20 protein-coding genes are annotated in these 25,570 nt (G+C 42.7%); 13 read left to right on the plus strand and 7 right to left on the minus strand.

Annotation, left to right across the window (positions count from 1 at the left end; all coding sequences use genetic code 11):
- Nucleotides 1-10: 10 nt before the first annotated feature.
- Nucleotides 11-1,603, plus strand: a complete 1,593-nt coding sequence (locus ACSC9N_RS04280; RefSeq protein ID WP_439036116.1) for a flavin-containing monooxygenase — start codon at nt 11-13, stop codon at nt 1,601-1,603.
- 148 nt (nt 1,604-1,751) lie between these two features.
- Here the strand turns inward: ACSC9N_RS04280 and gltA are convergent, their stop codons facing one another.
- Complete coding sequence (gene gltA / locus ACSC9N_RS04285; RefSeq protein ID WP_004695551.1) at nt 1,752-3,026, minus strand: citrate synthase; 1,275 nt, start codon at nt 3,024-3,026, stop codon at nt 1,752-1,754.
- A gap of 1,027 nt (nt 3,027-4,053) precedes the next feature.
- Between gltA and sdhC the strand changes: the two genes are divergently transcribed.
- From sdhC to sucD, 9 genes are all read left to right on the plus strand, one after another.
- Nucleotides 4,054-4,452 carry a succinate dehydrogenase, cytochrome b556 subunit gene (gene sdhC / locus ACSC9N_RS04290; RefSeq protein WP_005400408.1) on the plus strand — a complete coding sequence of 133 codons (399 nt, stop codon included), beginning with the start codon at nt 4,054-4,056 and terminating at the stop codon, nt 4,450-4,452.
- Entirely contained in the window at nt 4,452-4,817 is a 366-nt protein-coding gene (gene sdhD, locus ACSC9N_RS04295; RefSeq protein ID WP_004695554.1) for a succinate dehydrogenase, hydrophobic membrane anchor protein, read from the plus strand. The genes sdhC and sdhD overlap by 1 nt, the downstream gene beginning before the upstream one ends.
- Before the next feature lie 12 nt (nt 4,818-4,829).
- The gene (locus ACSC9N_RS04300) at nt 4,830-6,728 is read left to right on the plus strand and encodes an FAD-binding protein (protein WP_010327291.1); all 1,899 of its coding nucleotides are present in this window, start codon (nt 4,830-4,832) and stop codon (nt 6,726-6,728) included.
- Nucleotides 6,729-6,742: 14 nt separating this feature from the next.
- On the plus strand, nt 6,743-7,453 hold the full coding sequence (locus ACSC9N_RS04305) for a succinate dehydrogenase iron-sulfur subunit (protein WP_004982744.1): 711 nt from the start codon (nt 6,743-6,745) through the stop codon (nt 7,451-7,453).
- An 802-nt stretch (nt 7,454-8,255) separates the two neighbouring features.
- Nucleotides 8,256-11,078, plus strand: coding sequence for a 2-oxoglutarate dehydrogenase E1 component (locus tag ACSC9N_RS04310; protein WP_010327290.1), 2,823 nt, complete (start codon nt 8,256-8,258; stop codon nt 11,076-11,078).
- Between the two features lie 16 nt (nt 11,079-11,094).
- Nucleotides 11,095-12,309, plus strand: a complete 1,215-nt coding sequence (gene odhB, locus ACSC9N_RS04315; RefSeq protein ID WP_004695562.1) for a 2-oxoglutarate dehydrogenase complex dihydrolipoyllysine-residue succinyltransferase — start codon at nt 11,095-11,097, stop codon at nt 12,307-12,309.
- A 59-nt stretch (nt 12,310-12,368) separates the two neighbouring features.
- Nucleotides 12,369-13,802, plus strand: coding sequence for a dihydrolipoyl dehydrogenase (gene lpdA / locus ACSC9N_RS04320; protein ID WP_010327289.1), 1,434 nt, complete (start codon nt 12,369-12,371; stop codon nt 13,800-13,802).
- A 172-nt stretch (nt 13,803-13,974) separates the two neighbouring features.
- Complete coding sequence (gene sucC, locus ACSC9N_RS04325; protein WP_010327288.1) at nt 13,975-15,141, plus strand: ADP-forming succinate--CoA ligase subunit beta; 1,167 nt, start codon at nt 13,975-13,977, stop codon at nt 15,139-15,141.
- 11 nt (nt 15,142-15,152) lie between these two features.
- Nucleotides 15,153-16,043 carry a succinate--CoA ligase subunit alpha gene (sucD, locus tag ACSC9N_RS04330; protein ID WP_010327286.1) on the plus strand — a complete coding sequence of 297 codons (891 nt, stop codon included), beginning with the start codon at nt 15,153-15,155 and terminating at the stop codon, nt 16,041-16,043.
- Between the two features lie 222 nt (nt 16,044-16,265).
- On the opposite strand, the gene tnpC is transcribed toward sucD, so the two are convergent.
- From tnpC to tnpA, 3 genes are all read right to left on the minus strand, one after another.
- Complete coding sequence (gene tnpC / locus ACSC9N_RS04335) at nt 16,266-17,870, minus strand: IS66 family transposase (protein WP_004835366.1); 1,605 nt, start codon at nt 17,868-17,870, stop codon at nt 16,266-16,268.
- Between the two features lie 74 nt (nt 17,871-17,944).
- Complete coding sequence (gene tnpB / locus ACSC9N_RS04340; RefSeq protein WP_004282310.1) at nt 17,945-18,280, minus strand: IS66 family insertion sequence element accessory protein TnpB; 336 nt, start codon at nt 18,278-18,280, stop codon at nt 17,945-17,947.
- The gene (tnpA, locus tag ACSC9N_RS04345; RefSeq protein ID WP_098733097.1) at nt 18,277-18,660 is read right to left on the minus strand and encodes an IS66-like element accessory protein TnpA; all 384 of its coding nucleotides are present in this window, start codon (nt 18,658-18,660) and stop codon (nt 18,277-18,279) included. Before tnpA ends, tnpB begins: the two co-directional genes overlap by 4 nt.
- A 266-nt stretch (nt 18,661-18,926) precedes the next feature.
- On the opposite strand from tnpA, the gene ACSC9N_RS04350 reads away from it, so the two are divergent.
- On the plus strand, nt 18,927-19,301 hold the full coding sequence (locus tag ACSC9N_RS04350) for a hypothetical protein (protein WP_010327283.1): 375 nt from the start codon (nt 18,927-18,929) through the stop codon (nt 19,299-19,301).
- Between the two features lie 297 nt (nt 19,302-19,598).
- Here ACSC9N_RS04350 and ACSC9N_RS04355 read toward each other — a convergent pair whose 3' ends face one another.
- The 3 genes from ACSC9N_RS04355 to trpS all read right to left on the minus strand — a co-directional run bounded on the left by ACSC9N_RS04355 (nt 19,599) and on the right by trpS (nt 23,475).
- Nucleotides 19,599-21,311 (minus strand): flotillin family protein, encoded by a 1,713-nt coding sequence (locus ACSC9N_RS04355; protein WP_005400417.1) that lies wholly within the window; start codon nt 21,309-21,311, stop codon nt 19,599-19,601.
- A 45-nt stretch (nt 21,312-21,356) separates the two neighbouring features.
- A complete protein-coding gene (locus tag ACSC9N_RS04360; RefSeq protein WP_010327282.1) occupies nt 21,357-22,001 on the minus strand; it encodes a YqiJ family protein in 645 nt (214 codons plus the stop codon).
- 460 nt (nt 22,002-22,461) lie between these two features.
- Complete coding sequence (gene trpS, locus ACSC9N_RS04365) at nt 22,462-23,475, minus strand: tryptophan--tRNA ligase (protein WP_395475089.1); 1,014 nt, start codon at nt 23,473-23,475, stop codon at nt 22,462-22,464.
- A gap of 197 nt (nt 23,476-23,672) precedes the next feature.
- Between trpS and ACSC9N_RS04370 the strand changes: the two genes are divergently transcribed.
- Nucleotides 23,673-24,599, plus strand: coding sequence for a DUF808 domain-containing protein (locus tag ACSC9N_RS04370; RefSeq protein ID WP_010327281.1), 927 nt, complete (start codon nt 23,673-23,675; stop codon nt 24,597-24,599).
- A gap of 41 nt (nt 24,600-24,640) precedes the next feature.
- Nucleotides 24,641-25,546 (plus strand): KPN_02809 family neutral zinc metallopeptidase, encoded by a 906-nt coding sequence (ypfJ, locus tag ACSC9N_RS04375; RefSeq protein WP_004695581.1) that lies wholly within the window; start codon nt 24,641-24,643, stop codon nt 25,544-25,546.
- Nucleotides 25,547-25,570: the final 24 nt, after the last annotated feature.

Raw genomic sequence — 25,570 nt, forward strand, 5'->3', positions numbered from 1 at the left:
AAAAATGAATATGGAAACGCAATTAGAGACAGAGCAAGCAGATGTGCAAGCACCGTCTGATCAAATGCGAGATCAAACTACGACGCCAAAAAGTACGGAAGCTCAACCTAAGCAAACCCGTAAAAAGGCTGTGCTTCGTCCTAAAGCCGCACATACTTACGATACCATTGTTGTAGGTGCTGGGATTTCGGGCATTGCTGCGGCTTATAAAATGAAACAAGTCGGCTATCAGGACTATCTGGTTTTAGAAAAGGCAGAGAGAGTTGGTGGTACGTGGCGTGATAATAATTACCCCGGCTGTGGCTGTGATGTACCTTCGGCATTGTATTCATTTTCCTTTGCACCTAGTCATCAATGGAGCCATTTATTTGCGAAACAACCTGAAATTTTAAGTTACTTGGAACAGGTGGTTGAGCAGTTTGAATTACAAGACAAAATCCGCTTTCAGCATGAGTTGCTCAGTGCAAAGTGGAATGAAGAGGCGAATATTTGGCAACTTGAAACTTCTCAAGGGGCATATCAAGCACGAACCGTGATCTTTGGCACAGGGCCGATTACAGAACCATCTGTACCTAAGATTAAAGGGATAGAAGGATTTAAAGGAGAAATGTTCCATTCAGCCCGTTGGAAACATGATTATGACTTAACGGGAAAGCGGGTTGCAGTGATTGGAACAGGTGCGTCTGCCATTCAGTTTATTCCACAAATTCAGCCATTGGCGAAAGAGTTGATCGTATTTCAGCGGACTGCGCCGTGGGTTTTGCCCAAAGCGGATATGCAGCTCAATGCTACAGTAAAGTCGCTGGTGGCCAAATTTCCGATGATTCAGCAAGGCTGGAGGAACAGTGTTTCCAGTATTTTAAATGGGATCAACTTTGGGCTGCGTCACCCGTCACTGCTTGAACCAGTCAATATTTTAAGCCGTCAATTATTAAAATTACAAATACAGGATGACTCCTTACGTAAAGCCGTAACGCCTAACTTTTCGATCGGCTGTAAGCGACTTTTATTTGCCAACAATTATTATCCAGCACTGCAACAAGACAATGTCACGCTGTTACCCCAAGGTTTGGTCGAGATTGATGGGCAGAGTGTCATTGCGGCAAATGGGGAACGATTTGAGGTTGATGTCATTATCTGGGGAACTAGTTTTGAAGTGGCACATCCTCCAATTGGCCAACGCGTATGGAATGCCCAAGGTGAGCGACTGGCCGACCTTTGGAAGAGCGGTTCTCCAGAAGCGTACTTGGGTACAAGTTTGGAAAATGTGCCGAATGCATTTTTGGTACTGGGGCCAAATATCTTGGTCTATGACTCGTTTATTGGCATTGCTGAAGCGCAGATTCAGTACATTGTAGATGGTCTACTAAAAATGAAGCAGCAAGGCTTTAAACGTATGATGGTGAAACGAGATGTTCTACGTTATCACAATGCCAAGGTACAAACTCATTTAAAAACCACCGTATTTAACCGAGGCGGCTGCTCAAGCTATTATTTAGATCAAAATGGGCGTAACTTCGCGGCTTGGCCGTGGTCCTTGGCCGAGTTAAAGCAACGTTTATCTACGCTTGAGCTAAAACACTACGATGTTGTTGAAGCTTAAAGTAGTCACATTAAGTATTAAAAAAGCCTGAGTCTGTTCAGGCCTTTTAATACTTTAAGTGTGTCATTCATAAATGGTAGATTTAAAGTTCAACATATAAAAAACCACCCATGCGGGTGGTTTTTTTTGTCTATCAACGCAGACCGAATTAACGGTTGATGTCGCGTTGAACTTCGCCAGTGTAAAGCTGACGAGGACGACCGATCTTGTACGGACCGCTGTGCATTTCTAACCAGTGGCTGATCCAACCAACAGTACGTGCAAGCGCGAAGATCACTGTAAACATTTCTGTCGGGATACCAATCGCTTTAAGGATGATACCTGAGTAGAAGTCTACGTTCGGGTATAAGTTACGTTTGATGAAGTATTCATCAGAAAGCGCGATACGTTCAAGTTCCATAGCAAGAGCAAGCTGTGGATCGTTGATGCCAAGCGCACCAAGAACTTCGTCGCAAGTTTCTTTCATTACTTTCGCACGTGGATCGAAGTTTTTGTACACACGGTGACCGAAGCCCATGAGTTTAACTTCTTTAGTTTTCACTTTTTCCATGAAGTCAGCAACGTTCTCTACAGTGCCGATTTCATCAAGCATCTTAAGAACAGCTTCATTCGCGCCGCCGTGAGCAGGGCCCCAAAGTGCAGAGATACCCGCAGCGATACATGCATATGGGTTCGCGCCAGTAGAACCAGCTAAACGTACTGTAGACGTAGAAGCATTTTGTTCGTGGTCTGCGTGAAGCGTGAAGATACGGTCCATTGCTTTAGCAAGGATAGGATCTACTTTGTAATCACGGTCTGCTGGAGTAGCAAACATCATGTATAAGAAGTTTTCAGCGTAGCTTAAGTCATTACGTGGGTAAACGAATGGTTGACCTACAGTGTACTTGTAGCTCCACGCAGCCAAAGTAGGTACTTTAGCAATTAAGCGGATAGCTGTAATTTCACGGTGATCAACATTTTCGATGTCTAAGTTGTTGTGATAGAACGCAGAAAGCGCACCAACTACACCAACCATGATCGCCATAGGGTGAGCATCGCGACGGAAACCATTGAAGAAGCGGCTAACTTGATCGTGAACCATAGTGTGGTTACGAACTTTAGCATCAAATACTTCTTTTTGTTCAGCTGTTGGAAGCTCGCCATTGAGAAGTAAGTAGCAAGTTTCTAAGTAGTCAGCTTTAGTTGCTAACTGGTCGATTGGGTAGCCACGGTGTAAAAGCACACCTTTGTTACCGTCGATGAAAGTGATTTTAGACTCGCATGCAGCAGTAGCCATAAAACCAGGATCAAAAGTGAAGTGACCTGCGGCCAATACATCCTTAACGTCGATTACATCTGGGCCCAATGTGCCGCTGTAAATTGGTAATTCAATTTCTTTGCCATCAAGCTGTAAAACGGCTTTTTTGCCAGTTGCTTCAGACATTCAATAGATCTCCTGTCCTGGTGAATGATTTATCTGACTCGAAATACTCATCTTTTAATGCACGAATCAGACGGATTAAAAATTTGCTCTAAGAGTAGAGAGTGCTGAAATTTTGTCAATTATACTTATGGATAAAATGATGACTTCCGAAGTTATAGTTAAGATTTAATCCATTAAAATTTGCATAAAATCACAGCACTGACACACTATAATAAGTTAATTCAAGGAGCAAGTGCATAAATAAAAAATGTTGCTGGCGCAATTGTAAGCAGTTTTATATTGAAAAAAGCGCTTGAAAAGAAACAGAATTCAAGTCGTCATATATTTACATTTATTATGATTCTCGTAACTTACGCATCATTTTAAAAAGAAAATGCTGCTTTCGTAGTCATTGTTAAAAACAATAAGTGACTCAAATAAAATGATTTAATTGTATAAAAAATAGCTTATTTGGTATTTCGAAAACGATATATAAGTCACTTTTTTTATTTATATGGATGTGAAAAAATTGTTTTAATTAAAATTTATTACGAGATATTTCAATCTTGTAGGGGATTAATCTGTTGCACCAACATCATGCATATTTATGTCACTATATTAAAATAAAATAATGAACATTTTATATATAAATAAAAAATGATTAAAATAAAGCAGTGAAATTAGCTAGTTTTAAAAACAAGACTTTTTTGTGCATCTTTAGTCTAAAGTCGAATTTTACCGTTTTTGTATAAATTTTAGCGCTTGAATTTGGTGTTTATTTTATAAAAACCAACCATATAGCTGAGATTTGAAGCTAAAGTATTGTAGCGCAAGGCATTTATCTATGTGTTAATGATTCTTATTTAAAGAATTTTTATGCAAAAAGGCCAAGGGCATTGTTTGTATTTTGATAGTTCACGTCTTATAATTCAGTGTCGTTTTAAGTTCAAACGCTATTTAATTTAGAGTTTTAAAGTAGCTGCTGAACAATGCCAGCTTTCCTTCGAATTAATTCCAACAAACTCCGGATGGAGTTTTTACTTACAGGATGCCCGCTGTGAAAAGCAACAGACCTGTCAATTTGTCCATGGGTCAAGTTTTAGAAGTAAACTTAAAATCCCCTGTGGCTATTGCATCAATCTTACACCGTCTATCAGGTGTCATCGTATTTTTACTCGTACCGGTACTTCTATGGATTTTAGACAAGTCATTGTCTTCGCCTGAAGGATTTGCTCAAGTTCAGGCTATTTTTAATAGCTTCATTGTGCGTTTTGTCGTATGGGTATTTGTAGCCGGCTTAATTTTCCACTTTATTGCGGGCGTTAAGCACTTACTTGCAGATATCGGTATTGCTGAAGAACTGCAAAGTGGTCGTATCGCAGCTACTATTTCATTGATCTTGTCTGCAATCGGTATCGTTGCGGCATTTGTATGGATTGTTATCTAATGAAAAGTGCTACTGGTTTAACGGGTTCAGGTTCTCGCGATTGGTTTATCCAACGTGTAAGTGCTGTCGTATTAGCGGTTTATACAGTTGTTGTTTTAGGTTGGATCCTATGCAATGGCGGTTTTAGCTATGAACAGTGGTACGGCTTTATGATGACAGCTCCAATGAAGATTTTATCTTTATTGGCCGTCTTATCTCTTGTTGCACATGCTTGGATTGGTATGTGGCAGGTATTCACGGATTATGTGACTACTCGTCAAATGGGTCCTTCAGCTTCAGGTTTACGCCTTGTACTGACTTCAGCAGTAATTATTGCTGTATTTGCATATGCGATCTGGGCAATCCAGATTTTTTGGGCGAATTGATAGGAATAGATCATGGGCGCTATAACCCCTAAAGAAGATTACACAAATATTCCACACGAAACTTTCGATGCTGTCATCGTTGGTGGTGGTGGTTCTGGTATGCGCGCGTCTTACCAACTTGCTCAAGCTGGTTTGAAAGTTGCTGTTTTAACTAAAGTATTCCCAACTCGTTCGCACACAGTTGCAGCGCAGGGTGGTATTGGTGCATCTCTTGGTAACATGCAAGAAGATAACTGGCACTACCACTTCTATGACACTGTTAAAGGTTCTGACTGGTTAGGCGACCAAGACGCGATCGAGTTTATGACGCGTGAAGCGCCACAAGTGGTTTATGAGTTAGAACACTTGGGTATGCCATTTGACCGTAACGCAGACGGTACGATTTACCAACGTCCATTCGGTGGTCACTCTGCAAACTACGGTGAAAAAGCAGTTCCACGTGCATGTGCTGCTGCTGACCGTACAGGTCACGCACTTCTTCACACGCTTTATCAAAGCAACGTGAAAATGGGTACGCAATTTTTTGTTGAATGGATCGCACTTGACCTGATTCGTAACGAAGCAGGTGATGTACTAGGTGTAACAGCAATTGACCAAGAAACGGGTAAAATTGCAGTATTCCAAGCCAAAGCGACATTGTTTGCTACAGGTGGTGCGGGTCGTGTTTACCGTGCATCAACCAATGCTTATATCAACACTGGTGACGGCCTTGGTATGGCGGCTCGTGCAGGTATTCCATTGCAAGATATGGAATTCTGGCAGTTCCACCCAACGGGTGTTGCTGGTGCAGGCGTATTGTTAACTGAAGGTTGTCGTGGTGAAGGTGCAATCCTTCGTAATGATGCTGGTGAGCCATTCATGGAGCGCTATGCACCAACTTTAAAAGACTTGGCGCCACGTGACTTCGTATCACGTTCTATGGACCAAGAAATTAAAGAAGGTCGTGGTTGTGGTCCGAAGAAAGACTACATCTTGCTTGATATGACGCACTTGGGTGCTGAAACGATCATGAAACGTCTTCCATCTGTTTTTGAGATTGGTAAGAAATTCGCGAACGTTGACATCACCAAAGAACCAATTCCAGTTGTACCAACAATTCACTACCAAATGGGTGGTATTCCAACGAATATCCACGGTCAAGTGGTTGTGCCTGAAGGTTCTGAAACTGAAGCATTTGCAGCACATTATGACAAAGATAGCGATATCTATTCGACTAATGCGGGCGATCGTAACTTTACGAAACCTGTTAAAGGCTTCTATGCAATTGGTGAATGTTCTTGCGTGTCTGTACATGGTGCAAACCGTTTAGGTACGAACTCATTACTTGACTTGGTTGTATTTGGTAAAGCTGCGGGTGAGCACATCATTGACTACGTGACTAAACATCACGGTGATGAATACCAACCGCTTCCTACGACTGTACTTGAGCAAACTGTTGCACGTATCCGTAAATTGGATGACTCAACAACTGGTGAAAATGCTCAAGAGGTTGCAGATGCAATTCGTGACATCGTTCAAGACCATGCTGGTGTATTCCGTACAACTGCACTTCTTGAAGAAGGTGTGAAGCAGATTCTTGCGATTGAACCACGTGTACGTAACATTCACTTGAAAGACAAATCTAAAGTATTTAACACTGCGCGTGTAGAAGCTTTAGAAGTTGAAAACTTGTATGAAGTGGCTAAAGCGACATTGATCTCAGCAGCAGCTCGTAAAGAGTGCCGTGGTGCGCATACGGTTGTAGATTTTGAAGAGTCGCCTGATCACCCAGCTTACCCATATGGCCGTCGTGATGATGAGTGGATGAAGCACACATTATGGTTCTCTAGCGATAACCGTCTTGAGTACAAGCCAGTACGTTACAAGCCATTGTCTGTTGCTGCAATTCCACCTAAACCACGTACATTCTAATTGGGAGAAGTAAGATGAGTAGAGGTACTCGTACATTTAATATCTACCGCTACGATCCTGATAAGGATGCAGCGCCGTACATGCAAACTTTCAAGTTAGAATTGACTGATAAGCACCGTATGTTGCTTGATGCACTTCTTGCATTGAAAGTACAGGATGAATCATTAACATTCCGTCGTTCATGCCGTGAAGGTATTTGTGGTTCGGATGGTGTGAACATCAATGGTAAAAATGGTTTAGCATGTCTTTGGAACCTAAACGACTTACCAGAAGTGATTACAGTTCGTCCTTTACCTGGTTTGCCTGTGGTTAAAGATTTAGTTGTGGATATGAACCAGTTCTACGATCAGTACAACAAAATTCATCCATTCTTGATCAACAACCAACCTGCGCCACCAAAAGAGCGTTTACAGTCTCCTGAAGAGCGTGAACACTTAGATGGTTTATATGAATGTATTCTTTGTGCATGTTGTTCAACTTCATGCCCATCATTCTGGTGGAACCCAGACAAGTTCTTGGGTCCTTCAGCGTTGTTAAATGCATACCGTTTTATCATCGACTCTCGTGATACAGCAACTCAAGAGCGTTTGGCTCGTCTAGACGACCCATTCTCGCTATTCCGTTGTAAAGGTATTATGAACTGTGTATCAGTGTGTCCTAAAGGTTTGAATCCAACTAAAGCAATCGGTCACATCCGTAACATGCTTTTAGATGCTGCGGGTTAATCTGTAGGCTGATCTTCAGTTAGAAAAAGCACACCTTTAGGGTGTGCTTTTTTATTTTATAGCTAGATTTTTGCTGTAGAAATAAAGTTGAGTGAGAGTGTGAGGTTGGCACTATTTTTGTTTGTGATAGGTGGCTTTTTTGGAAATTGCACCAGATTGGTGAAAAGCGCGGCGATTTAAAACAAATGTCATAAATAAGTGCAAGTATGAGTCTGCAAAAAAAGTTATGAAGATGTTAATATGGATGTTGTTGATGGGGAGGGCATATTGAAAGATGATGCTCTCTTTTCGTATGTGTTTTTTGGAGTAGACTTTGGTCTACGTTGAAACTCGGTTTTATTTAAAGCACCATATATTAGATGAAATTTTGATATGTGTATTTCGCCAATTTATGAAAGGTATGTGTCAAAAAAATCAATTGAAATATGGGGAGTATGTTAAAATTTTTGCACGTTTATATTTAAAAAATGCGCGCTAAATATGTACATTAATTCAACATTTAAGCAGCATTAGAGCGAGTATAAATGAAGGGTTAGTCGCTTTAGAAAAAATAATGCATCGCCTTATTTTTTCTAAGTCGATTTGCAAAAAATTGCTCGGTTTTGGCCGGGTATGAATGAGTGATGATGCCGCTGAGGGCGTTATGATTCATTGTCACATTGGGTAATTCTAATGTAGTGATAACGCCTCATGGCATCCGCCTTATGGGGACTAATGTCATGTTACCAATTTGACATTACTAATCATGGGTTCGCTTAAAAAGCATCCTGAAATGTTTTTGCAATAGGAAATGGGTCCACAAATGCAAGAAGTTGCTGACGCATTGCGTCTTGACACTGAACTTTCCGCTGATAGTGCAGCGTATATTGAAGAACTTTATGAGCAGTACTTGGCTGCACCAGACTCAGTAGAAGCTGACTGGCGTGCATACTTCGATAAATACCCGAAAGGTGATCAACCACACAGCAATGTACGTGAGCAATTCTTATTACTAGGTCGTAATTCAAGTCGTGTTCAAGCAGTGGTACAGAGTTCTGTTAGTACAGAACATGAGCGTCGTCAAATTGGCGTACTACAACTGATCGCAGCGTACCGTAACCGCGGTCACCAAAAAGCGAAGCTTGATCCTTTAGGTTTGGCAAAACGTGAAATCGTGCCAGATCTTGACCTTGCTGCACATGGCTTAACCCAATCTGATTTAGACACTGTATTCAATACAGGTAATCTTTTGATTGGTAAAGACGAAGCAACTCTAGGTGAAATGGTTCAAGCCATGGAAGCAACGTACTGTGCTTCAATTGGTGCAGAATACATGCACATTGTTGATACCAAAGAAAAACGTTGGATTCAACAACGCCTTGAAGGTGCACGTGGTCAATTCAACTTCACTGCAGAACAGAAAAAACACGTATTAGAGCGTTTAACTGCGGCTGAAGGCCTAGAAAAATTCCTAGGTAATAAATACGTTGGTGCAAAACGTTTCGGCGTGGAAGGTGGTGAATCTTTCATTCCAATGGTTGATGCTTTAATTCAGCGTGCAGGTTCTGTAGGTTGTAAAGAAGTGGTCATTGGTATGCCACACCGTGGTCGTTTGAACCTTCTTGTAAACATCATGGGTAAAAACCCAGCAGACCTATTTGGTGAGTTCGAAGGTAAGAGCTTACATAAAAAAGGTTCTGGTGACGTTAAGTACCACCAAGGTTTCTCTTCAAACGTAATGACTCCAGGTGGCGAAGTTCACTTGGCATTGGCGTTTAACCCGTCTCACTTAGAAATCGTCGGCCCTGTGGTTGAAGGTTCAGTGCGTGCACGTCAAGTTCGTCGTAAAGACATTGGTGGCGATGACGTATTGCCAGTAATTGTTCACGGTGATGCTGCATTTGCAGGTCAAGGTGTTAACCAAGAAACCTTCCAAATGTCACAAACACGTGGCTATACAGTGGGTGGTACGGTTCATATTGTGGTGAATAACCAAGTCGGTTTCACAACGTCTGATCCACGTGATGCGCGTTCTACAGAATACTGTACGGACATCGCGAAAATGATCCAAGCACCGATCTTCCATGTGAACGGTGATGATCCTGAATCAGTATTGTTTGTTGCGCAATTGGCACATGACTTCCGTCATACTTTCCGTAAAGACGTTGTCATTGATATGTTCTGTTACCGCCGTCGTGGTCACAACGAAGCGGACGAGCCAGCTGCAACTCAGCCAATGATGTATCAAGTCATCAACAAGAAAACGACAACGCGTGCGCTGTATGCAGACCAATTGGTTCAAGAAAGCGTATTAGACCGTGCTAAAGCAGATCAAATGGTTGAAGACTACCGTGCTGATTTAGAAGCAGGTAAGCACGTTGCAAATGCATTGGTACTTGAACCAAATACAAAAATGTTTGTAGATTGGGCACCGTACTTAGGACATGACTATACAGACGTATGGGATACAACATGTTCTGAGGATCGCTTAAAAGAGCTTGGTCGCAAAATGCGCGAGCTTCCTGAAGGCTTCGTGATGCAGCGTCAAGTTGCAAAAGTGATTGATGATCGCTTAAAAATGCAAACTGGCGAAATGCCATTGAACTGGGGTGCTGCAGAAACTTTGGCTTATGCATCTATTTTAGATGATGGCTATTTGGTTCGTTTGACTGGTGAAGACGTTGGTCGTGGTACCTTCTCACACCGTCATGCAAAACTGCATAACCAAGTGGATGGTTCAACGTACATTCCACTTTGCCATATCAAAGAAAATCAACCACGTACTGCTATTTATGACTCATTGTTGTCTGAAATGGCGGTGTTAGGTTTTGAGTATGGTTATGCAACGACTCTGCCTAAGAGTTTGATCATTTGGGAAGCACAATTTGGTGACTTCGCAAACTGTGCACAGGTGGTAATCGATCAGTTCATCGCATCAGGTGAAACCAAGTGGGAGCGTGTGTGTGGTTTAACCTTACTTCTTCCTCACGGTTTTGAAGGTCAAGGTCCAGAGCACTCATCTGCACGTTTAGAGCGTTTCTTGCAGCTATGTGCTGAAGACAACATGCAAGTGATGACACCGACTACGCCTGCACAGATTTTCCATGCTTTACGTCGTCAAGCGATTCGCCCAATTCGTAAGCCAATGATCATCATGTCACCGAAGTCTTTACTTCGTCACAAGCTTGCAACGTCTACTTTAAGTGAACTTGCAAATGGTACATTCCAAACTGTGATTGATGAAATCGACAACATCAACAAAGCAGACGTAACACGTTTAGTGCTTTGTGGTGGTAAGGTTTACTATGACTTGCTTGAGAAACGTCGTGAGCAAGAGTTGAATAACACTGCAATCGTTCGTATTGAACAATTGTATCCATACCCTGAACAACGTATTGCTGAAGTTCTTGCTCAATATCCAAATGTGAAAGACATTGTTTGGACGCAAGAAGAGCCGAAGAACCAAGGTGCTTGGTTATTTATTGCCCCTCGTTTATATGATGATGTAATGAAGTCGGCTAAACCAGTACGTATCAGTTATGCAGGTCGTGAAGCTTCTGCTGCACCGGCTTGTGGTTCACCATATTTGCATGCAAAACAACAAGCTCAGCTCGTAAATGACGCTTTAGCGATCGTAGCTGAATAACAGGAGATTCTTAGTAATGGCAACCGAAATTAAAGCACCGGTATTCCCTGAGTCAGTTGCGGACGGAACAATCGCAACTTGGCACAAACAACCAGGTGAAGCAGTATCACGTGATGAAGTGATCTGTGATATTGAAACAGATAAAGTTGTTTTAGAAGTTGTTGCTCCTGCTGACGGTACAATTGCATCGATCATTAAAGGTGAAGGTGACACTGTTCTTTCAAATGAAGTGATTGCACAGTTTGAAGAAGGTGCTGTATCTGGCGCTGCGCAAACTGAAGCAGTTCAGTCTGAAGCGAAAGTAGAACAAGCGGTTGTTCAAACTGAAGCGGGTGCTGCACCAGTCGTTGAACGTGCTCAAGTTGCTGATCAAGCGCCTGCTGTGCGTAAAGCATTGACTGAGTCTGGTATTCCAGCTGCTGATGTTGCAGGTACAGGCCGTGGTGGTCGTATCACAAAAGAAGATGTGGCAAATCACCAAACTAAACCAGCAGCTCCAGCTGCAGCACCATTAAGTGTTGCTGTGGGTGAGCGTGTTGAGAAGCGTGTTCCTATGACACGTCTTCGTAAGCGTGTTGCTGAGCGTCTGCTTGCTGCAACGCAAGAAACTGCAATGTTGACGACGTTTAACGAAGTGAACATGAAGCCAATCATGGAAATGCGTGCTCAATACAAAGACGCATTTGAGAAGCGTCACGGTGCGCGTCTTGGCTTTATGTCTTTCTTTGTTAAAGCTGCAACTGAAGCGCTTAAACGCTACCCAGCAGTTAACGCTTCAATTGATGGTGATGACATTGTTTACCACGGTTATTATGACATCGGTGTAGCGGTATCTTCTGAGCGTGGTCTAGTTGTACCTGTGCTTCGTGATACAGACCGAATGAACTATGCTGAAGTTGAAAATGGTATCCGTGACTTTGCTTACAAAGCACGTGATGGCAAATTGGGCATCGAAGACATGACTGGCGGTACGTTCACAATCACCAACGGTGGTACTTTCGGTTCATTATTGTCGACTCCGATCTTGAATACACCACAAACTGCGATTTTGGGTATGCATAAAATCCAAGAGCGTCCAATGGCTGTAAACGGTCAAGTAGAAATCTTACCGATGATGTATTTAGCGCTTTCTTATGACCACCGTCTAATCGATGGTAAAGAAGCAGTTGGTTTCCTTGTAACAATCAAAGAATTGTTAGAAGAACCAGCTAAATTGATCCTTGACCTTTAATTCTAAAGAATAAAACATGGGCTTAGAGCGATCCTCTAAGCCCATTTTTGGAGATAAAAATGTCTCAACAATTTGATCTTGTTGTAATTGGCGGTGGCCCAGGTGGCTATGAAGCAGCGATTCGTGCAGCGCAGCTTGGTTTTAAAGTTGCGTGTATTGAAAAACGTATTCACAAAGGCAAACCATCATTAGGTGGGACGTGCTTAAACGTGGGTTGTATTCCGTCTAAAGCATTGCTTGATTCTTCTCACCGCTACGAAGATACAGTGCATCACTTAGCTGATCACGGTATTACAACAGGTGAAGTGAACTTTGATTTGCCTAAACTCCTTGCGCGTAAAGACAAAATCGTTGACCAATTAACTGGCGGTATCGACCAATTACTTAAAGGTAATGGTATCGAGTGGTTAAAAGGTACAGGTAAATTACTTGCAGGCAAAAAAGTCGAGTTTGTATCTCACGAAGGTGAAACTCAAATTTTAGAGCCTAAATATGTGATTCTTGCGACGGGTTCTGTGCCTGTGAACATTCCTGTAGCTCCAGTAGATCAAGACATTATTGTTGACTCTACAGGCGCACTAGAATTCCAAGAAGTACCTAAGCGTTTAGGTGTCATTGGTGCGGGCGTAATCGGTCTAGAGCTTGGTTCAGTATGGCGTCGTCTAGGTGCTGAAGTTGTTGTATTTGAAGCGATGGACGCATTCTTACCAATGGCTGATAAAGCCTTGGCGAAAGACTACCAAAAACTTTTGACGAAACAAGGTCTTGATATCCGTGTTGGTGCTAAAGTTGCTGGCACAGAAGTTAATGGTTCTGAAGTCACTGTTAAATATACTCAAGGCGGCGAAGAAAAAACTCAAGCGTTTGATAAGTTGATCGTTTGTGTAGGCCGTCGTGCATATGCTGAAGGTCTATTGGCTGATGATTGCGGCATCAAACTCACTGAACGCGGTTTAGTTGATGTGAACGATTGGTGTGCGACGTCTGTTGACGGTGTATATGCAATTGGTGACTTGGTCCGTGGCCCAATGCTTGCGCATAAAGCGATGGAAGAAGGTGTAATGGCTGTTGAGCGTATTCACGGTCATGCAGCTCAAGTGAACTATGACACGATCATTTCTGTGATCTACACACATCCAGAAGCAGCATGGGTCGGTTTAACTGAAGAGCAAGCCAAAGAAAAAGGCCATGAAGTTAAAACAGGTCAATTCGGTTTTGCTGTCAATGGTCGTGCTTTAGCAGCTGGTGAAGGTGCTGGTTTCGTGAAGTTTGTTGCTGATGCAAAAACTGATCGTTTACTGGGTATGCACGTGATTGGACCTGCTGCATCTGACATCGTACACCAAGGTATGATTGCACTTGAGTTTGTATCTTCGGTTGAAGATCTACAGTTGATGACTTTCGGTCACCCAACATTCTCAGAAGTGGTTCATGAAGCTGCACTTGCAGTGGATGGTCGAGCGATTCACGCAATCCAGCGTAAACGCAAATAAGACAACGAAAAGAGCGACTACGGTCGCTCTTTTTTGTTTCAGGTGTTGTCTTCTCATGAAGAATCATCTAAAAATAAAGACAAGAAGTTTTAAAAATCCAAAATGGTTACTGTGATAGTAAACAGTTTCGGTGCAACAAAAAGTAAATAAGCAGTAATAAAAAGGTTAGTCGATGAATTTACATGAATATCAAGCTAAAGCGCTATTAAAAAAATATGGTATGCCTGTCCAAGAGGGCGTACTTGCCACCACTCCAGAAGAAGCAGTAAAAGCCTTTGATCAAATAGGCGGAAAATTTGCTGTAATGAAAGCCCAGGTGCATGCGGGTGGTCGTGGTAAGGCGGGTGGCGTAAAAGTTGTAAAGTCAGCAATGGAAGCTGCTGAATATGCAAAAAGCATCATCGGGACCAACCTCGTTACCTATCAAACCGATAGTCATGGCCAACCTGTCAACAGCGTACTTGTCGCGGAAGATGTTTATCCTGTGGAGCGTGAGCTGTATTTAGGTGCAGTGGTTGACCGCTCAAGCCGTCGTGTGACCTTTATGGCTTCGACCGAAGGTGGCGTTGAAATTGAAAAGGTTGCTGAAGAAACCCCTGAAAAAATTATCAAAGTTGAAGTCGATCCTTTGGTTGGCTTATTGCCATTTCAAGCACGCGAAGTTGCATTTAAGTTGAACCTTAAAGATGGTCAAGTGAATCAATTTGTGAAAGTGATGTCTGCTGCGTATCAAGCATTCATCGAGAATGACTTTGCTTTATTTGAGATTAACCCACTATCTGTGCGTGAAAATGGTGACATCCTATGTGTCGATGCCAAAGTGGGGATTGACTCAAACGCGCTGTACCGTTTACCAGAAATTGCTGCGCTGCGCGATAAGTCACAGGAAAATGAACGTGAGTTAAAAGCGTCTGAATTTGACCTCAACTACGTCGCGCTTGAAGGCAACATTGGGTGTATGGTTAATGGTGCAGGCCTTGCGATGGCAACCATGGATATTATTAAACTTTATGGCGGCCAACCTGCGAACTTCCTTGATGTCGGTGGTGGTGCAACTAAAGACCGTGTAATTGAAGCGTTTAAAATTATTCTGGCAGATACCTCTGTACAAGGGGTATTGATTAATATCTTCGGTGGAATTGTACGTTGTGACATGATTGCTGAAGCAATTATTGCAGCGGTTCAAGAAGTAAATGTGACCGTACCTGTAGTTGTTCGTTTAGAAGGGAACAATGCTGAATTGGGTGCCAAATTACTTGACGAATCAGGTTTAAAACTTATTTCTGCAAATGGCTTGTCGGATGCCGCAGAAAAAATTGTTGCTGCAGTAAAAGCGTAAGGAGTATCAATATGAGCGTATTAATTAATAAAGACACCAAAGTATTGGTACAAGGTTTTACAGGTAAAAACGGTACATTCCACTCAGCACAAGCACTAGATTATGGAACTAAAGTCGTTGGCGGGGTAACTCCTGGTAAAGGTGGCACAACCCACCTAGATTTACCTGTATTTAACACCATGAAAGATGCAGTTGCAGGCACAGGCGCAGATGCGACTGTGATTTATGTGCCAGCACCGTTTGTATTAGATTCAATTATTGAAGCAGTGGACTCAGGTGTTGGACTGATTGTGGTCATCACAGAAGGCGTGCCAACTTTAGACATGCTCAAAGCCAAGCGCTATCTTGAAACCAATGGCAATGGTACACGTCTGATTGGTCCAAACTGTCCGGGTATTATTACTCCAGATGAATGTAAGATCGGGATTATGCCGGGTCATATTCACCAACCGGGTAAAATTGGTATTATCTCGCGTTCAGGCACGTTGACTTATGAGGCAGTTGCTCAAACGACGAAACTAGGCTTAGGGCAATCGACCTGTATTGGTATTGGTGGTGATCCAATTCCGGGCATGAACCAAATTGATTGTTTGAAACTGTTCCAAGACGATCCACAAACTGAAGCGATTATCATGATTGGTGAGATTGGTGGTACGGCTGAAGAAGAAGCCGCGGAATATATTCAATCGCATGTGACTAAACCTGTGGTGGGTTATATTGCCGGTGTAACAGCACCGAAAGGCAAGCGTATGGGGCATGCGGGAGCGATTATTTCTGGTGGTAAAGGTACTGCGGAAGAAAAGTTTGCAGCATTTGAAAAGGCTGGGATGGCCTATACGCGTAGCCCAGCAGAACTCGGTTCAACGATGTTCCAACTTTTAAAGGACAAAGGTTTAGTTTAAGCCTTTTATATTTTAAAGGAAAAAGCCGTATGTCTTAATTGCACATACGGCTTTTTTGTGGAGAGCATATTGGTTTGCCCTAATACATTTCTCTGTATAAAAATAATATGGGGGTTAGAGTGTTTAATCTTAGCTGAAAACTATATTTAGCCATATTGGACAAAAAACAAAATGGGTAAATTAGTGCAAGAGTAAGCGTCCGCTGAACCCCATGCCTATTTTTTAATTTGAGTTGGATTTCCAGCGATGTGGCAGTAATTCTTCTATTTGGGTCGCTTTATGTGTCGGCAGCCTTTTCAGCACATCACTTAAATAGGCATACGGATCCAGCCCATTCAGCTTTGCTGACTGGATTAAAGTCATGATATTGGCTGCTCGTTGACCACTGCGCAGCGAACCTGCAAATAGCCAGTTCTTTCGTCCCAAGGCCCAGGGGCGCATTGAGTTCTCTGCCCAGTTATTGTCAATGGGTAGATTGCCATCATCCAGATAGCGGCTTAAAGCTGGCCAACGCTTAAAACTGTAATTGATGGCCTTGGCGGTTGGAGAACTCGATGGCACCGTCAGATAATGTTGGTTGAGCCATTCATACAGTTGTTGCATCACCGGTTGGCTGTGCTGTTGTCGGTATTCGCGGCGGTGTTCTGCTGTACTATCGGTCTTTTTCCTGAGTTCTGCTTCTATCGCATACAGTTTCTGAATCATCAGTAATGCCTGTTCAGCGATCTGACTTTTCCCAGTCACATGTAGCTCATGGAATTTACGACGTGCATGCGCCATGCAGCCCACCTCAATGACCTGGCCTGATTTAAAGCGTGCTTTATAACCACTGTAATCGTCACAGACCAGATGACCCTGCCAGCCATTCAGGAACGCTTCAGCATGCTGACCTGAACGACTATCCTGAAAGTCATAGATCACTGCCTGAACTGGATTGTACTGTGTGGTGGCATAGGCCCAGACATAACCTTTCTTCGGTTTTTTCTCATTCTCACCCATCCGCATAATGGTGACCGGCGTTTCATCGGCATGGATCACCCGCTGTTGCAGCATCACCTGTTTTAAGGCATTGGCCAGAGGTTCCAGTTCTACACCGCAGCGACCAATCCAGTCAGATAACGTGGATCTGGACAGATCAATGCCCGCCCGCTGATAGATCAGGCGCTGACGGTACAGCGGCAAATGATCGGCATACTTCGATACCAGCACATGGCTGAGCAGTTCAGGACTGGCAATACCTTTATCAATCACATAGGCGGGCATCGCTTGCTGAGTCAGGGTGTCACACTGATCACAGACCCATTTGCCACGTACATGCTGTTCCTTATAGAACTGTGCCGGTCTGAAATGCAGTTTTTCACTGATATCTTCGCCGATACGACGTAACTGGCAGCCACAACTGCATTGGGTTGATGCAGGTTCATGCTCAATACGGATGGTGTGTAGATGATCGGGTAGCAGTCGACGTTTAGGTTTGTTGACTGTGGCTTTCTGTGTCGCTGCATCGGTTTTATCTGCATTTAATCGTTCTAATTCTAGATCAACGGCTGCAATATCTTCTTCGACCGCTTCATCCCAGAGATGGATTTGTTTTGCGGTGAGATGTTCGTTTTTACTGCCGAATTTGTGCTTTTTAAACAGCGCCAGTTCATGCTCGTATTTTTGATTGAGAATGGAAAGATGTTGGTTGCATGCTTCAAGATGCTGAACTTTGGTATCTAATTGTTGGTTATCTTCTGCGAGTTGTTGATGCTGCATTGCCAACTGTCTGGTAAATTCCAGCAGTTGTTCATGGGTCAGTTGGCTTAAGTCAGGCAGCGTATTCATGACCGCAGTATGCCTGAGGTCATGACGCAGAGGAAATAGAACGTTTGGAGAATAGCAGAATGTAGCAGCCTGGTTTAGAGCATCGTCACTACCTGCTGTTGTCCAATGCGCTGCCAGGGCAAACCCTGGATCAGTGCCTGTAACTGTTCCGGGCTGAGGGCTACGCTTTCACCCTGGTGAACTTTAGCCCAGTGAAATTTGCCCTGTTCCAGCCGCCGGGCACACAGCCAGATCCCCAGTCCATCATGCACCAGTACTTTCATGCGATGGCCACGTTTATTACAGAACAGGTAAGCACAATGCGGTTTGATGTAGCCAAAGGCTCTCACCACCTGAGCCATGGCCGTATCCATTCCTGCTCGCATGTCCATGGGCTGGGTAGACAACCAGATTTCATCGATACGGATCATGTTGCCAGTGCCTTGAGTAATTCTGCTAAAGCAGATATTTTTGATACTTGCCATTTCAAGCCAATTTCTGCTTTTGAGTGGGGTAAAGTAATTTGAACCGTTAATATGTCAGTAGGAGTAGGATCTAATGGTGCAGAGCAGGATAAGGCAATAAATGCAGGTTTATTCGGTAGTGGTGAGCGATCATTCCCTGGCTTAGCATCAATTAAGCGAATCCATTTGGATACAAGATTTGTATTCAATCCATGTTGCAAAGCGACCGAAGCAATTGAAACGTCCGGTGCTTTACAAGCCTGAACGATCTGCTGTTTAAATTCAGCACTGTATGTTCTTCGTTTTTTCGCAAGAGATGCGATGGATGTCTGGTTATTTGTAGTCATAAATTTTAGTCCCCACTTGTTTTTAAGTGGGGACTAAATTAAGGCTTATAGGATGAATTCATAAGGTGTGTTCAGCGGACGCTTACGTGCAAGATTTGCTATGTACTTAACAATCTGAGAGTTGATAAATATTTGGTGTACACTGTTTATATAGGAGACTATGCTATATTCATAATTAAAATAATTCTTTTGAAGACATAGTATTGCAGATGTTAAAGCCTATTCATTTATTGTTTTGTCGTTGCTTATTCTTGTTCGGGCTAGCGATGAATAGCGCTTATGCTGAAAATGAAGACGTCTACTTGGCTGAGTCTTTGAGTGATGATATTTTCCACTATTATCAGCAGTTAGCGGCACAACATGATGAAGAAGAAAACGATTATACATTGATCAATAACGATTTTTATGAGAATGAATATATTCGTATATTTAACTACTCGGCCTACAACTCGGATGGTTTGAGCCATAAATTAGGGACAGGGGAATTTCACAGTTCAGACTTGGATGTACTCAGTATTTCATTCGGGTATGGTATTGAAATTAAAGTCAACAAAAGAAATAAAGTGGGATATGAGTACCTTTCAAATTTTCCTTATGATCGTGGGCAATTGATTCGTTTCTTTTGGGTGCGTTTGCACTAAATAGCTTAATTCTATTTATTCATTAAAAAGTTTTTTCCGTTACTGTTTAGAATATTTTCACTCAATTGTAGCGTCTAGGATGTTCATATTACTTTTTGGACTTTTCTGATGGTCGGCGAATCTATTATCAAGCTAAAATAACTTAAATTTTTATAATAGATGATGGGCTTACTGCGCTGGGCAAATTCTTAGGTTTATCGTTTTAACAGCTTAAATGTGTATTTTATTGAAAGTTAAATATTAAAGTAGATAAAAAACGCGACAGATCGTCGCGTTTTTTGCTTGTAAGTATAAGTGCTATTGAGTTTTGCTTTGCGGTTTTAAGCTTTGGGTTAAACCATTGATGTCGCCGCCTTGAATCCCTAGTTCATTCATCAAGCTATCAATTAGTGGTGCTTGAGTACGATAGCGTAGCGCACTATTTACCACTTGATCAGACAAAGCAACTTGTGAAGATTCCGCACCATCAACCCCAGATGCTACTGAACCGACATTGCCTAAACCATTGACCTGTAAAATTTTGATGTCATCAATATTTTCCATCGGTTTAACACTTTCACGAATGATTTCAGGTAAGTATTTTAACAAAGCTAGCCGAATTTGCATTTCGACTTGCTCAGGAGATAAGACGTTGTTGGCCTCATTCACCGCACGTGTACCATCCGCGTCGACTTGGTATTGTTTTTCCATTGCTTGAGCCAATAGTATTTTGGCATCTGCTTCACCTTTGGCTTTTAAGCGAGCTTGTTCGGCTTGAGCTTCCGCTGCAATACGAACGGCTTCGGCATCATCGGCAGCGGCTTGTTTGCCTGCTTCAGCTGCAACCGTAATCGCAATCGCATCTTTTTCTGCAGCTTGCTTCGCAGCAACCAACTCAACTGCTTTTTGACGCTCAGCACGCTGGGTTTCACGTACGGTAATCACTTCTTCTTCGGCTTTAACGGCTTCAGCACGGGCACGGTCAGCAGAAGCTTTGGCTTCAGACTCTTCACGCGACTTTTCAGCAATTGCAATGGCACGTGACTGTTCAGCCAGCTCGATGGTTTTCTTTTGTTCAACCTGCGCTTGTTCAATAATTTGTGATTTTTGAATATTTTGGCTTTCCACATCACGTGCTGCACCAATACGCTTTAACTCTACTTCACGCTCAGCTGCAATACGTGCTTCTTCTGCTTCACGTTTTTTCTCTGCTTCTTGAGAGGCAATTTCAGCCAATTGTTCTGCACGGCGAATTGCAATTTCACGCTCTTGCTGTAGTTTGGCGTATTCTTCTTCACGAATGATTTGTAGGCGCGCTTGTTCTGCTTCTAAGTTTTTGGTCTTAATGGCAAGGTCAGCGTCTTGCTCAATGTGATTACGTTTACGACGACGGTCTTCAATTGTTTCGGTCAGCTTGGTTAAACCTTCGGCATCGAATGCATTTTGAGGGTTAAAGTATTTGAAACCTGTTTGGTCTAAACCTGTTAATGACACAGTTTCTAGCTCTAGACCATTTTTATGTAAGTCTTCGGACACGACTTGTTGTACTTTTTGCACGAAATCCACGCGTTTTTCATGCAACTCTTCCATCGCCATTTCAGCTGCTACAGCACGCAAGGAATCGACAAATTTACCTTCTACAAGGTTCTTCAACTCATTTGGAGACATGGTTTTCTGTCCCAAAGTCTGCGCGGCCACTGCAATTGATTCTGCTAGTGGCTTCACACGGACATAGAACTCAGCCATGACATCGACGCGCATACGGTCCCGGGTAATGAGCGCTTGATCATCAGCACGGCGAACCTCTAAACGTAGCGTGTTCATGTTGACAGGGATAATTTCATGTAATACAGGCAGTACAATTGCACCGCCACCTAAAATGACTTTTTCGCCGCCAAAACCGGTACGTACGAAAGAGATTTCTTTGCTGGAACGACGGTACAGACGGGCAATAATAATGCCGATAATAACCAGAGCTGCAAAGATAATCCCTGCAAGAATAAGAATGTTATAGAAATTGTTGCTGAGCATAAGGGTCCCGATTTTATTTAAAGTTATAAGTACAAAATGAAAGAATTAAAGTGAAATGGCTTTAAAGCCAATCTTGGTTTTTTGAGTCAAAATGACTTCTTGACCTTGAGAAAAATGAAGGTCTGTTTCAGGTTCAACCAGCACATAATGCGTTTGCCCAAACTGATCTTGGACTCGTGCTTGAGCAGGTGAGTTGACTTTAGCTTCACCTAAAATAATCAGTGCTGTTCGTCCAATCAGCTCTTCACTGTAAATTGCTGTGGTTTCATCTTGTGGCAAAATTTTAGCAATCAGCATGGCGCTGTAACGAATCATAGGCATCGAAAGTATGAGGCAAAGTGGTGCCATGATCCATGCACTCCAATAGCTTCCCGTCCAAGTTTGAAGAATGGACTGTAGAATAAAGCCACTTAAGCTATATAGAGTGAGGAAGATAATCAGCCAAACCAAGAGAGGAACACGGCCAATAAACAACCAATCCAGCAGGGCGTTGAGCCAACCTTGATCGGCATCTAGTGCAATGTCGACGTCTTTAGTACTGCCTAAGTCATCAGGTAGGAATTGGTCAAGTAGGCCTTGTGAGCCGCCCCCTAACACCAATAGAATCAATTCGAGCAGTCCCAATAAAAACATCAGACTGAGGCAAATACTAAAAATTAAATTGGATGGGTGAGTAAATAATTCCCACATTCTAAAGGTTCTCTATTTTTATGCTGTTATCAGTTAAGTGTAAATTTTTAAAAAGAATTGTATTGAAATTGGGCTTTAGCATAGCATTCAAAAAACAGAATGTCTAAGTTTGTTGGCACGTAATGAGAAAGCGGATTTAATTGTGATTTGACAAATTTTAGGCAAAAAAATACGCAATGATTGGGGTATTCATTGCGTAGAACTACGAATCTGTTGTTACACAGTTTCGGTAAAAAGGAGAAACGTTATATCTCAGGGTTAATCTAAGCTATGGACTTATCATAAGGGCTGTGCATTCTTATTTCATGAGTATTCACGTTAATTACTGTAAATTTAGGTTAACAAACGACACTAAATGTCAGTTTTTGAGATGCATGTGGCTTATTTTTGTTTGTTTAGTGATCAAAAAAGCCTTTCTCAGTGAGAAAGGCTTAAATATGCGCTTTAGTTTAAGAACGGATTAGAAATGAAACACCCCTAAACCCGATTTAACTTCATCTAGAGTCTGTTGAGTAATATCACGACATTTGTCTGTACCAGTCTTCAAAATATCCATGATGTAATCAGGATCTTTCGCAAGTTCCATACGACGTTCACGAATTGGCGTGATCAGCTCTTTCAATACGCCTTCAAGACGTTTTTTCACCGTACCATCGCCTAAACCGCCACGGCGGTAATGTGCTTTCAGTTCTTCAACTTCTTCTTTGTTTGGATCAAACGCATCTAAATACGTAAATACGATATTACCTTCAACCTGACCTGGGTCTTCAACACGCAGGTGGTTCGGGTCGGTGTACATCGCATTAACAGCTTTTTTAATGTCTTTATCGGTTGCATCCAACACAATGGTATTGCCCAAAGATTTCGACATTTTGGCTTTACCATCAAAGCCAGGTAAACGACTCATATTAGAAAGCAGGGCCTTACATTCAGGCAGTAATTCCTGACCAATCTGACGGTTTAAGCGGCGTACGATTTCATTGGTCTGTTCGATCATTGGAATCTGGTCTTCACCCACAGGTACAACCGTTGCTTTAAATGCGGTGATATCTGCTGCTTGTGCAACTGGGTAGCATAAGAAACCCGCTGGAATATCACGTTCGAAACCACGCATCTGAATTTCAGACTTGATGGTTGGGTTACGTTCTAAACGAGACACGGTCACAAAGTTGAGATACAACATGGTGAGTTCATTTAGCGCGGATAAGCTCGACTGCACGCAAATGGTGGTTTTGGTTGGGTCGATCCCGACTGCTAAGTAATCTGTGGCAACTTCAAGAATATTGCGGCGAACTTTTTCAAAGTTATCGGCATTGTCAGTAAAGGCTTGCGCATCGGCCAATAATAAATGCTGATGGTGTGAATCCTGCAACCCCACACGTGAACGTAAAGATCCGACAAAGTGCCCTAAATGAAGTTGTCCCGTTGGACGGTCGCCTGTCAAAATAACAGGACGGTTGTCTTGATTACTCATTATCTATTTCCAAAGTCGTCGTAGCGACATGCTATTTTCAAAGAATGCAGACATTGTACGGCATAATCTTTTTCAATGTCAGTCTTAAAAAAACTGCAGTGAAAAAATTATAAAATCAGTTAAATTTCAAAAAACAAATATTCAAAAGCTTAGATCACAGATTAAAATGTCAGAATTCTCAAGATGGATAAAAATAAATGGCGAGTAGCTTATTAATATTACTAGATGATATTGCCACGATATTAGATGACGTTGCGGTCATGAGTAAAATGGCGGCAAAAAAAACGGCGGGTGTTTTGGGCGATGATTTAGCACTCAATGCTCAACAGGTCAGCGGGGTTCGTACTGACCGTGAGCTGCCTGTGGTTTGGGCTGTGGCAAAAGGCTCTTTTGTTAATAAATTAATTTTAGTCCCTGCGGCGCTGTTGATTAGTGTGGTTGCACCGTGGCTGATCACGCCACTGTTAATGATTGGTGGTTTATTTCTATGCTATGAAGGGGTAGAAAAAGTCCTACATAGTTTGCATCACAAAAAAGCCAAAACCGAAGAAGAAGCCAGCCAAGAATTAACTGCGATTGAAACCGATATGGCGACTTTTGAAAAAGATAAAGTTAAAGGGGCGATTCGTACCGACTTTATTTTGTCGGCAGAAATTGTGGTGATTTCACTGGGGACTGTGGCTGCTGCAACTTTTTCAACCAAAGTCATGGTGTTGTCTGTAATTGCCATTTTAATGACCGTCGGTGTGTATGGTTTTGTGGCGATGATTGTTAAAATTGATGATTTAGGGCTGTATCTAGCTCAGCAAGCCTCTTCATTTAAGCAAACTATTGGCCGTGGTTTATTGGCTTTTGCACCAAAACTAATGAAGACCTTAACCATCGTGGGCACTATCGCGATGTTTTTAGTGGGTGGTGGCATTATTTCCCACGGCGTGCCTTTATTGCATCATTTCACTGAAGGTTCAGTGGATTATGCTGAACATATTCCAACTGTGGGAAGCATTGTGGGGGCATTAACCCCAACACTGATTAACTTAGTGATTGGTTTTGTGGCTGGTTTGATTGTATTGGCTATTGTGAGCTTGATTAAAAAAGTTTGGCCGAGCTCAAAAAAGGCATAAACTGGATCGGGTCAGCATGTATTAGAAGAAGGAAGAGTGCTATGCGTTGGAAGGGACGTCGTGTCAGTAGCAATGTCGAGGATCGCCGCGGTGGTGGCGGTGTCAAGGCGGGTGGCATCAGTATTTTAGGGCTGATCGTAGCCTTTGTGGCATGGAAATTTCTAGGAGTCGATCCGCAGCAAGCCTACCAAGCCACTAAACAAGTGACCGCACAAACTGGAGCGGCAGAAACTCAAGGTTTGGATAACCCAACGCCTGATCAGCAGGAAGCGATGGACTTTGTCGGTACTGTACTGGCCGATACTGAAGACACATGGAGTCAAATTTTCCAACAGCAATTGGGACAACAATATGTTCCGCCCAAGTTGGTGATGTTTTCAGGAGTGATCAATTCGGGTTGTGGTACTGCTCAGTCTGCAATGGGGCCGTTTTACTGTCCAGCAGATCAGAAGGTGTATATCGACACCGCTTTCTTTAAAGACATGCGGACTCAAATGGGTATTGGCGGTGAGCAAAACCAAACGGAGTTGGCGCGCCAAGATCAAGCGGGTGACTTTGCTCAGGCTTATGTTGTGGCACATGAGGTTGGACATCATATTCAGACCATTTTAGGGATTTCTGAACAAGTGCAAAAAGCTCGTGCACAGGGCTCAAAAGCGCAAGGCAATGCTTTATCGGTACGCCAAGAGTTACAGGCTGACTGTTTAGCAGGAGTATGGGCGCATCATAACAATCAACGAACTCAGTTCTTAGAGCAAGGCGATGTTGAAGAAGCGATGGATGCTGCACATAAGATTGGTGATGATTACCTACAAAAGCGGGCAACAGGGCAAGTGGTGCCTGATAGCTTTACCCATGGAACCAGTCAGCAGCGTATGACTTGGTTTGGCACGGGCTTTAAGTCGGGGCAAGTTGAAAGTTGTGATACTTTTAATCAAGCCATTTAAGTCATAAAAAAGAGGTGATTAATC

Source organism: Acinetobacter sp. PC34 (assembly GCF_051789135.1).
In the GTDB taxonomy this organism is placed as follows: domain Bacteria; phylum Pseudomonadota; class Gammaproteobacteria; order Pseudomonadales; family Moraxellaceae; genus Acinetobacter; species Acinetobacter johnsonii.